This window comes from Nonomuraea bangladeshensis, from assembly GCF_039529455.1.
GTDB classification, from domain to species: domain Bacteria; phylum Actinomycetota; class Actinomycetes; order Streptosporangiales; family Streptosporangiaceae; genus Nonomuraea; species Nonomuraea bangladeshensis.
This window is the reverse complement of record NZ_BAAAMV010000024.1, coordinates 43444-53010: the sequence shown is the minus strand read 5'-3', so window position 1 is coordinate 53010 and position 9567 is coordinate 43444. Positions and strand designations below refer to the sequence as shown.

The 9567-nt window shown below is 71.0% G+C and carries 8 protein-coding genes; all 8 read right to left on the bottom strand.

Going from position 1 to position 9567, the window contains the following annotated elements; genetic code table 11:
- Positions 1–1588: alpha-amylase family glycosyl hydrolase (locus tag ABD292_RS47395; protein ID WP_344219806.1), on the bottom strand; the 1588-nt coding region annotated here is incomplete at its 3' end.
- Positions 1589–2180: 592 nt separating this feature from the next.
- A complete protein-coding gene (locus ABD292_RS47390; RefSeq protein ID WP_020544432.1) occupies positions 2181–3431 on the bottom strand; it encodes a glycosyltransferase family 4 protein in 1251 nt (416 codons plus the stop codon).
- Complete coding sequence (locus ABD292_RS47385) at positions 3428–4732, bottom strand: lipopolysaccharide biosynthesis protein (RefSeq protein WP_344219804.1); 1305 nt, start codon at positions 4730–4732, stop codon at positions 3428–3430. Before ABD292_RS47385 ends, ABD292_RS47390 begins: the two co-directional genes overlap by 4 nt.
- On the bottom strand, positions 4729–5994 hold the full coding sequence (locus tag ABD292_RS47380) for a glycosyltransferase family 4 protein (RefSeq protein ID WP_020544430.1): 1266 nt from the start codon (positions 5992–5994) through the stop codon (positions 4729–4731). Before ABD292_RS47380 ends, ABD292_RS47385 begins: the two co-directional genes overlap by 4 nt.
- Complete coding sequence (locus tag ABD292_RS47375; protein ID WP_246649784.1) at positions 5994–6770, bottom strand: NTP transferase domain-containing protein; 777 nt, start codon at positions 6768–6770, stop codon at positions 5994–5996. The genes ABD292_RS47380 and ABD292_RS47375 overlap by 1 nt, the downstream gene beginning before the upstream one ends.
- The gene (locus ABD292_RS47370) at positions 6763–7464 is read right to left on the bottom strand and encodes an HAD family hydrolase (RefSeq protein ID WP_020544428.1); all 702 of its coding nucleotides are present in this window, start codon (positions 7462–7464) and stop codon (positions 6763–6765) included. Before ABD292_RS47370 ends, ABD292_RS47375 begins: the two co-directional genes overlap by 8 nt.
- Positions 7461–8726 (bottom strand): 2-phospho-L-lactate transferase CofD family protein, encoded by a 1266-nt coding sequence (locus ABD292_RS47365; RefSeq protein ID WP_344219798.1) that lies wholly within the window; start codon positions 8724–8726, stop codon positions 7461–7463. The genes ABD292_RS47370 and ABD292_RS47365 overlap by 4 nt, the downstream gene beginning before the upstream one ends.
- Positions 8723–9511: a glycosyltransferase family 2 protein gene (locus ABD292_RS47360; RefSeq protein ID WP_344219796.1), complete on the bottom strand. Its 789-nt coding sequence runs from the start codon at positions 9509–9511 to the stop codon at positions 8723–8725. Before ABD292_RS47360 ends, ABD292_RS47365 begins: the two co-directional genes overlap by 4 nt.
- Positions 9512–9567 lie beyond the last annotated feature (56 nt).

Genomic DNA, 9567 nt, shown 5'->3' with positions numbered 1-9567 from the left:
GAAGGTCGACGGTCTTCTTTTTCCAGCCGGTGCAGGCGGTGTCCATGGCGATGCCGGGGACGGTGGTCCAGGTGCCGCCGATGCCGTAGTGGATGTTGGCGGTGCTCCAGCTCGTCTTGTAGAAGACGGTCGCGGTGCTGTCGCCCGTCGGGGTCGGCGTCGGGGTTGGGGTCGCGGTCGGCGAGGGCGAGGTGCCGACTCGGATGGCGACGGCGCTCTTGGCAGGCACGGTGACCGTCGCCGTGCCGCCGGCGTTCACGGTGACCGAGCCGCTGCCTGCGACGTTGGGGTACGTCCCGGCGGGCAGGCCGGTAGTGAAGGTGCGGGTGACGCCGCTGTTCTCGTTGTTGATGGCCACCCAGCCCCTGTCGCCGCGGCTGAAGGCGATCAGGTTGCTCCCGTTGTCGGTCCAGTTGCCGACGGAGGTGCCGCTGACGGCGTTGTAGAAGCCCACCATGCCGGACATCTCGCGGTCGAAGCAGGTCCAGCGGCCGTTGGAGCAGTCGGTGTCGGTGACGAACCCGCCGTTGGCCGACGGCGGTCCGCCCTCCCTGTCGTTCCAGGTGAAGGAGGAGTAGACGTTGGGCTTGCCGAACGGCCAGGCCAGCATGAACGTGTTGGCCAGCTTGTAGGTGGCGCCGTACTTGTACGTGAGCGTGGAGTCGCCCCGTTCGGTGTCGTGGTTGTCCACGAAGACCATGGCCTTGTCGCTGCCCACCGACAGGCCCCAGCTCTGGCCGAAGGTCTGCAGCGACTTGATCTGGCCGGTGAACTGCTCCTTGAGCTTGCGGCCGTAGACGAACTCGTCCACGTCGCCGACGCCGGTGTACTGGCTCGGCTGGACCGCCTCGTTCTGGCCGTAGATGACTTCCTGGTGGATGTAGGGCGACCCCTTGAGCCTGGACTTGATCGCCGCGAGGTCGTCGGGGCTCATGTGCTTGGCGGCGTCGATACGGAAGCCGTCGACGCCCAGGTCGATCAGCTTGTTCAGGTACGCGGCGATCTGGTCGCGCACGTGGTCGGAACCGGTGTTGAGGTCCGACAGGCCGACGAGCTCGCAGTTCTGCACCCGCCAGGCGTTGTTGCCGTAGTCGGCGTCGTTGATGCCGCAGGCCGGCTGGTGGAAGTCCTGGGAGGAGTACAGGCCGGGGTAGTCGTACTTGCTGAAGCCGTAGCCGCCGTAGCTCGTCGAGCCTTGCCCGGTCATGTGGTTGATGACCGTGTCCACCTGGACCTTCACGCCCGCGGCGTGGCAGGCGTCGATCATCTTCCTGAACGCGTCCTGGTCACCGAACTTGCTGGTCAGGTCGTACCGGGCGGGCTGGTAGATGTCCCACCAGACCGAGCCTCCCTTGGACATGGAATCGGACGGCGGGGACACCTGCACCGATCCGTAGCCGGCCGGTCCCAGGACGTCGGCGCACTCCTTGGCCACCGACTTCCAGTTCCAGTTCCACAGGTTGACGGTGACGCCGGGGCCGGAGGCGGCGTTGGCGGGCTCCTCGGTGAGAACCGGCAGCGCCACGGCGGTGGCCGCCACCGCGGCCGCGCTTAACGCGCCCGCAACGATTGCTTTGTACAGTCTCATGGTGGGGGTCTCCAGATTGAGGACGGGATCCCGTGAGGGCGGGCCGGGTGGGCGAACACCTGGCCCGCTTCCATGCGAAACGCCTGCCGAGAGGCGTACGGGTTGTTTCGGCTCGACGACACGAGCCGCCGTGACGATGTGGTGTCGTCCTCGTTCCGCGCCGCTGCGGAGTGCTTGAGAACGGAACACGGAGACGAACTGGCCGCCCGGCCCCGTACATCGTGGGCGTTGGGGGAGGGGGGCGGCGCCCTCGGAGGGGTGGGGGACGGGCACACCGTAGGGGCCTCCATGTTCAGGTTTCCTAGGTGTTGCCTGGAAGTTACTCAGTGGCCATCCGGATTGCAATACTTTGCAGAGAATTCCAGAATGTCTCTCGGTCTATCTCGCCACTCTTGCTATCAAGTGTCCGCTTTTTCGCGGACATCCGCGCGCGTCGATGACTAAAAGTAACGGGAAAGAAGCGGTCCGCGTGAAGCCAAAGAGGTAATTGTGGATCATTGCAAAGAGCGTGGAAAGCTCTTGCGGTGACCGCAGAGGGGTCCGCAACGTTGCTGTCGCAAGTCCTTGCTATGGCTCTGTTCGGGGGAGAGGTTCACCTGTCCGAGACGACGGGGCGCAAGGCGGCCTTGTACACCGCGTGCGTCTCGTCGGCGGCGCGGGCCCAGCTCAGCCGCTCGCGGACGAGCCGCTCGCCGCGCTCGGCCAGTGCCCGGCGCAGGTCCGGATCGGTCATGACCTCGATCACCGTACGGGAGATGTCGCCAGGCTCATCGGCGCGTACGAACCGGACGGCGGGCCGATCCGGGTCGCCGAGGAAGACCTTGGAGAAGCCATGGCCGAGGATCGTCGGTCTGGCCATCGCCATGGCCTCGGTAGCCACCAGGCCGAACGGTTCGAAGAGGGAGGGAAAGACACAGACGTCGGCCATCTCGTAGTACTCCAGCAACTCCTGGCGGTCCACCCAGCCGCCGGAGTCGAGCACCCGCCCGTCCAGCCCGCTCTGAGCGACGATCCGCCGGACCCCGGAGTGGTCACCCTCCCCGACGATCACCAGCCGCAGCCCCGGGACGGCGGCGGCGATCGGCCGCATGGCCTCCAGCAGCTGGTAGATGCCCTTCTGCCGTTCGAGGCGGCCCACGAACAGCAGCACGGGGTCCCCGGCGGGGATCCCGAGCCTGGCGCGCAGGGCCTTGCCGCCTGCACGAAGCCCGTCCCGGGCGCCGCCGGTGGCCAGAAGCCGTTCGAAGGTGCCACCCAGGCACACGACGTCGATCGACGCCCGATCCCAGCCGGAGGCGGCCAGTTGCTCCCGGACCTCGGGCGTGGGGACGATCACGCGCCGGGCGACGCGCGCCAGCCACCGCTCGATCGCCGCGAACACCGCGCCCGCGAGGTCGCTCCGCCCGCGGTGCACCCCGTACTCCGTGGTGTGGACGTGGAGCACCACAGGGAGCCGCAGGACATGGTGGCAGAGCAGGCCGGCGAGGAAGTTCGTCGAGTCGTGGACGGCGACCAGGTCGGGCCGCCCGTCCCGCCCCGCGCGCCACAGCCGCAGAAAGTACCGCCAGTTGCTCGTCACGACCGTCAGCACGAGCAGGACGACGTCCGTGCCGCGCGTGCGGTTGAGGCGTCGGCGGCGGCCGAGCGCGCCGAGGACGCGGCTCATGGGCCGATACACGGTGACCCCGCCGTTCCGCTCGTGCACCGGGAGGCGGCCGTCGTTGAGCGTGAACACGGCAAGCCGGTGACGGGCCGCCAGATGAGGGGTGATCTCCTCGATGTAGCGGCCGAGTCCGGCCGTGATGTTGGGCGGGAACTGGGTGATGATCTGGGCGATCCTCATGGTGACGTCTCCGGGGCGGGGCAGGCGTCCACGGTCTCCGCCCGGCTGTACGTCAGCCGGCAGACGGCGACGATGAGGGCGACCAGGACGAGGTTGGACAGCGCGAACGCCCACAGCCCGCCGGCCAGGCCCTGCCAGGCGATGAGCGCCGCCTGGCAGCCGAGCACGAGGGGAGCGCCCGCGACCTGGGCGACGATGAGGGCCCTGGCCCCTCGCACCCCGTCCATGAGCAGAGCGAGCGAGTACAGATTGAAGACGGTGTGGACGCCGATCCCCACGGCCGAGAGCGCCATCAGCCCCGGCGAGTAGGGGTAGTCGGCACGCAGCAGCAGGAAGAACACCGCGCTGGCCGCGAACGAGACGAGCGCGGTCACGGCGAAGACGGCCGGGGACAGGCGGCCGATGCGCCGCAAGGCCGTCGGCTTGTGCATGGTCGCCAGCGTGGGGAGCAGCACCAGGCCGACGCCGTCGGTGAACAGCACCCCCAGCAGCCGCTTGGGGAAGTTGTTGTAGATCGAGTAGACGCCGACGTCCGCCTGGGCCGCCCAGTGGTTCAGGAAGATCACGTCGACGCCGAACAGCACGGTGGTGAGGGCGGTGAGCGCGGTCAGATAGGCGCCGTGACGGTACAGCGTGCGCGCCAGCGCCGCCGACCAGAGGCGCGGCACGACCCGGAAACCCGCCGTGGCGGCGACGGCGAAGAGCACGTTCGACGCGATGAGGCAGGTGAGGTAGAGGTAGGCGTCCCCGATTCCGGGGACGAGCAGGCAGTACGCCGACGTGCCGAGGTAGGCGACGGCCACGACGAGCTTCAGGCCGGCGGTGAGCGCGTACCTTCCGAGCCCGCGCAGGAAGCTCTCGGTCAGGTACGCGGCCGTCAGGGACAGCGCCAGGGCGAGCCCGAAGCAGAGCGTGCGGACGTCGACGCCGAACACGGCGGTCAGGACGGGGGCGGCCAGCAGTCCCGCGACGCACAGCGCGGCCCCCAGCACCAGTGTGGAGAGCAGAGCCGTCGTCACGAGGGCGGGGCGGTCGGCGGGCTCGGCCCGCGGCAGTTCCTGGTACATCACGAAGTGCAGGCCCATCACCATGGGGACGACCACGATCAACCCGATCGACAGGACCACCGTGAACCGGCCGAAGGCGGCGGCGCCGAGCCCCCAGGCCACGGCCAGGGTGGTCGCCGCCGAGATCCCGCTGGCGAAGGCGTTCACCAGAGCCGGTCCCACCGGCCGGCCCTGGGCGGCGAGGAGCCTGGCGACCCGCGCGGGCACGCTGGTCGCCGTCCGCGCCGGGGTCACCGCGTCGCCTCGCCGTACGCCGCCAGGGTGCGCTCGGCCGTCCGGGCCCAGCTGTAGTGCTCCCGCACGTACGCCGCGCCGCGCCGGGCGAGCCGGTCCGAGCCCTGTGGGTCGCCGAGGCAGCCCAGCAGGAGCGCGGCCAGCTCGTCCGGATCGTCGTGGCCGCAGCGCAGCGCCCCGTCGCCGACGACCTCCGGCGAGTAGCCGGGACCGACGACGACAGGCCGGGCCAGTGCCATGGCCTCGACGGCGACCAGGCCGAACGGCTCGTACACGGAGGGGAAGACGCACACGTCGGCGGCGAGGAAGTGCGCGAACACCTCGGTGGACGGCAGGAACCGGTTCCCCGCGACCACGTGGGCGGCGGTGCCGGTCTCCTCGATCACCCGGGCCAGCACGGCGGCGTCGTCGGTCTGCGGGAGCTCGGCGCCGACGAGCACGACCCGGGTGCCGGCGTGCTCCTCGACGAGCCGGGGTACGGCACGTACCAGGGTGTGGACGCCCTTGTGGGACGACAGGCGGCCGGCGAAGACGACGAGCCGGCCCTCGCCGCCGGGCAGGTAGCGGCGCCGGACCTCCGAGCGGATCCGGTCGCGCTCCTCCTCGGGCAGGGCCGCCAGCCGCAGGAGCTCGGGATCCTCGAAACCGTGCGGCACGACGCGCACCCGGTCGGCCGGCCAGCCCCTGGCCGTCAGCTCGTCGCGCATCGCGGCGCTCGGCACCACGATGAGGCGCGCCAGCCGGGCCTGGGCCGTCTCCAGCGCGTCGAGGACGAGGGCGTGCCGGGGGCGACGCCGTCCCGGAGCCGCGTTGAGTTCGCGGGTGTGCACGTGGAACACGACCGGCAGGCGGCCGAGCACCCGGCACAGGATCCCGGCCGGGCAGCTCATCCAGTCGTGCACCGCGACGACCGCTCCGGCTCGTCCTGGCCCGGAGCGGCCCGCCTCGGAGCGCAGGATGCGTGCGGCGGCGCGCAGGTTGAACACGAGCAGCCCGGCCGTCCTGCCCAGCAGCCGCAGGGGCCGAGGAAGACGGGGATTCCCGACGAGGCCCAGGCCGGCCGAGGTCAGCCTGTGCAGCGTGAGGTCGCCGGAGCGTTCCGTCCGGGGGGTCCGGCGCCGCCCGGCGGCCCCCAGCACCTCGATGGGGATTCCGGATTCGCCGAGAGGGGCCGTCATCCTCTCGGCGTACCGCCCGAGACCTCCCACGATCTCCGGGGGAACCTCTGAGCAGACGGCGTAGATCCGGCTCGGACGGTCCATCAGTCCGCCCGCCGCAGGTAGGCCGTCCGGGCGAACTCGAGGTCGGCCGGGGTGTTGATGCCGCGCGCCTCGTCCGGGTCGCCGACCGGCACCGCGGTCACCGGCCGGCCCTGCCGGGACAGACAGGTGAGGAACGGCAGGAAGTTGATCTCGCCGGTGACCGCCCCGGGAACGGCGTCTGCCAGGAACCGGTTCCATGCCTCCGTGAGCTCGCGGGTGCCGAGACAGAAGACGCCGACGTCGCCGAGCCCGCCCGGACGGCACCGGTCGCCCTCGCGGGACATCCGTACGCGCAGCAGCCTGGAGGTCGCGGCGTCGTACTCGTACTCGACGTACGGGTCGGGCAGCGGGACCAGGGGGAGGACGAGTCCCGGCCGGTCCGGCGAGGCCGTCCGCGCATGAGCGCGCACGACCCGTCCGAGCGTCGCGGTCGACACGTTCGCCTGGTCGCCCCAGACCACCAGGATGGCGTCGTACCCCAGCCAGTACGGGGCCGCGCCGAAGACGGCGTCGCCCATGCCGGTGGGCGTGGCCTGGACGCTCACGGTGACCTGCCCGCGGGCGATCTCCTCGGCCGCGAGCCGCCGGAACGGGCCCTCTCCGCTGGGGGAGAGCACGACGTGGATGTGCTCGACCCATGGCCGCAGGCGGCGCAGGAGCAGGGACCAGACGGTCACACCGTCGGCGATCTCCAGCATGATCTTGGGGATTCCCGTGCCGAGGCGGCTGCCCTGCCCGGCCGCCGGAATCACCGCACAGGTACGCAGGTCACTCACGGTCGTCCGTCTCCGCGTCGATGAGGTGGATGAGCTGGTCCAGATGCCGTACCGGCAGGGCCCCCTGAGCGGGCAGGGCCGCGTGGACCTGGAGGGTCACCAGCCCGGCGCCGAGGGCGGAGGCCACCCCGTGGGCGGAGTCCTCCAGCACGAGGCAGTCGGCCGGGTCGAGGGACCACAGCCGGCAGGCGTGCAGGTAGAACCGAGGGTCGGGCTTGGCGCAAGCGACCTCGTCGGAGGTCAGCACCGCTCGGAAACAGCCGGTCAGGGCGCCGGCCGACAACACCCGCCGCACCGACTCACGGCTGCCGCTGGTGACCAGGTAGAGCGTGCGGCCGGTGCGGGTCAGGCGCTCCAGGAGTTGGCGGGCGCCGGGAAGGAGGGTCACCATGCCGGCCTCGACGCGTTCGCGGTACAGCTCCTGCTTGCGCCGGATCAGGCGCTCGGCGTCCGCGGGGGCCGCGCCCAGCGTGGTCACCACCTCGCGTGTGCCGGCCCCCGCGTGGTCGCCGTAGCTGAAGGAGGTAAGCAGTTCCGGTGCGATCTCGGCGAGGGCCTCGCGGAAGGCCGCCTCGTGGACGGGAGAGGAGTCCACCAGCGTGCCGTCCAGGTCGCACAGCCAGACTCGCCTGGTGGAGACCAGCCTCGCCACGTCGGTGGACAGGACGTCCGTCCGGACGCGGACCACGCTCATACGGTCCTCACCAGGGCCGTCTCGCCGGCGGTCGTGCCCACGACGCCCGCGAGGGCGGAGAGGGTGCGCCGGCCGCAGTGCACGCCTGGGCGCTCGGGATCCTCCAGGTCCGTCACGATCCAGCGCGCCCTTTCCCAGCCGCCGCCGTCCACGGCGCCGGCGAACGTGGCCCGATGGCACAGGACGTGGGTCACCGTGCGCCGCTCGTTGTACGGATCGCCCAAGTAGGACAGGGTGCGCCGCACGAGCGCACGCGGGCCCAGCCCCTGGACGTCGTGGTCGTCGTGGATGTTGACGACGAAGACCTTGGCGGCGGCCCGGCTGTCGGAGACGGCGTCCGCGACGCCGGGAGTGAGATACGTGGGCAGCAGCGAGGAGTGCGGTGTCCCGGGACCGTACACGATGAGGTCCGCGTCGCGGATCGCGCGGTCCGCCTCGGGGTTCAGCGTCACCTCGGCCGCCGCGCCGGCCAGAACCGGCCGGACGAGTTCGGCGGGAAGTGCCTGGAGTTCGGCGCGGCGCTCCGGGCTGACCGGCTCGCGCAGCAGGTACAGGTCGGTGATGGCGGTGTCGCACTGAGGGGCGACGATGTCGGCCTCGTCGGTGAGGATGCGGCCGTCCTGCTTGAGGGCGGTCAGGTAGGCGTTCTCGCCGTTCGTCACGTTGAGCAGACGGGCGGGTGACCGGAAGGTCGCGGCGCACGCGCGGACCGCGGCGTTGAAGTCCTCGCCCAATCGCAGGTAGGCCCCGGCGAACAGCAGGTTGCCCAGCGCGCAGCCGGCGAGGGCGAGCTCCTCGGGGTCACGGCCGAGCCGGCCCGTCATGAACGACAGGTCCCGTACCGCTTCGGCACGCGTCCGGGCCGGCAGCGCGGCGAACATCCGCCGGTCCTGATGACCGCCGATGCCGTCGCTCGGGGAACCCTCCGCCGATTCCCGGGCCGCCAGCGCGCGGACGATGGCGGCGAGGTCGTGGTAGGTCGCCCCCGGCGGTAGCCGGTGCTCCAGCAGGGCGATCATGGCCGCCTGCGCCGGGATGCCGGCGTCGAGGTGAAGCAGGAGGTTCTTGCGGAAGTCCGACGGCCCCAGCATGCCGGGGAGGTAGCGCCGGAGCATCCCGGTGGACGACCCGTTGTCGTACCCGTTGATCACCACCGACAGGGTGGTCCCGGGCGTTCGTACGAGTCCACGAGCGATGCTGGACCCGCCGCGGCCGCCGCTGAACAGCACCGCGGCTGCTCCTTCGAGGTGTTCCACGGTCATCCCGCCTCCTCGGGGCCAGAGGCAGTGCGTAGGACGCCTCGGCGCAGCAACCAATGGCGGTAGCCGAGATAGGCGACGAACAGGGCGCGGTCGCACGCGCCGCGCCAGAACCGCCAGCCGCGTCGGCCGCTGCCGCGCTCCCGATGTTCGATGGGCACCTCGACCCACTGGTGGCCGATCTCGGCGACCCGCGCGGTGATCTCGGTCGAACAGTTCATCCCGCCCGCCTCCAGCGGCAGCGCCCGGAACAGCGGGCCGTGCACCACCTTGAAGACCGAGTTGAAGTCGCGGTAGCGCGTGCGGTGCAGCAGGTTGCTGATCGCGCCGCTGGCTGCCGACCCCCACCGGTACGCCAGGCCGTCGGCCTTCCTGATCCGGGCACCGGAGAACGCCATGGCCTCCCCTGCCTGGATCCTCGGCAGGACGCGGTCGAGGTTCGCGATGGGAAACTGCCCGTCGGAGTCGAGCAGTACGACCCAGTCGAACCGGGTGCGGGCGATGGCGGCGGCGATCGCGGCGCCCGCCCCGCGGTTGTGCTCGAACGTGACGACCACCAGCTGAGGGCAGTCGTACGACAACCCGGCCAGGACGGCGCTCGTGGCGTCGACGCTGCCGTCGTCGCAGACGACGATCTCCCACTCGCCGACCGACGGATGCCGCTCCAAGTACTCCCGCCACTCGGTGACCACGGCCGCGATGGTGTCCGCCTCGTTGTAGGCGGGCGCCGCCACGGAGACATCGACGGTGCGGGTAGAGGTCGGGAGGCCGCGGGGAAAGGTCAGCATGGTTCCACCTCCTCTGGCTTCGGGTGAACGGGTGGGCTGGTTCCGACGACGAGGCC

Excerpts from the sequence above, each read along its gene's own strand:
- ABD292_RS47390 (WP_020544432.1), bottom strand. The coding sequence starts at position 3,431 with ATGAGGATCGCCCAGATCATCACCCAGTTCCCGCCCAACATCACGGCC.
- ABD292_RS47380 (WP_020544430.1), bottom strand. The coding sequence starts at position 5,994 with ATGGACCGTCCGAGCCGGATCTACGCCGTCTGCTCAGAGGTTCCCCCG.
- ABD292_RS47370 (WP_020544428.1), bottom strand. The coding sequence starts at position 7,464 with ATGAGCGTGGTCCGCGTCCGGACGGACGTCCTGTCCACCGACGTGGCG.
- ABD292_RS47365 (WP_344219798.1), bottom strand. The coding sequence starts at position 8,726 with ATGACCGTGGAACACCTCGAAGGAGCAGCCGCGGTGCTGTTCAGCGGC.
- ABD292_RS47360 (WP_344219796.1), bottom strand. The coding sequence starts at position 9,511 with ATGCTGACCTTTCCCCGCGGCCTCCCGACCTCTACCCGCACCGTCGAT.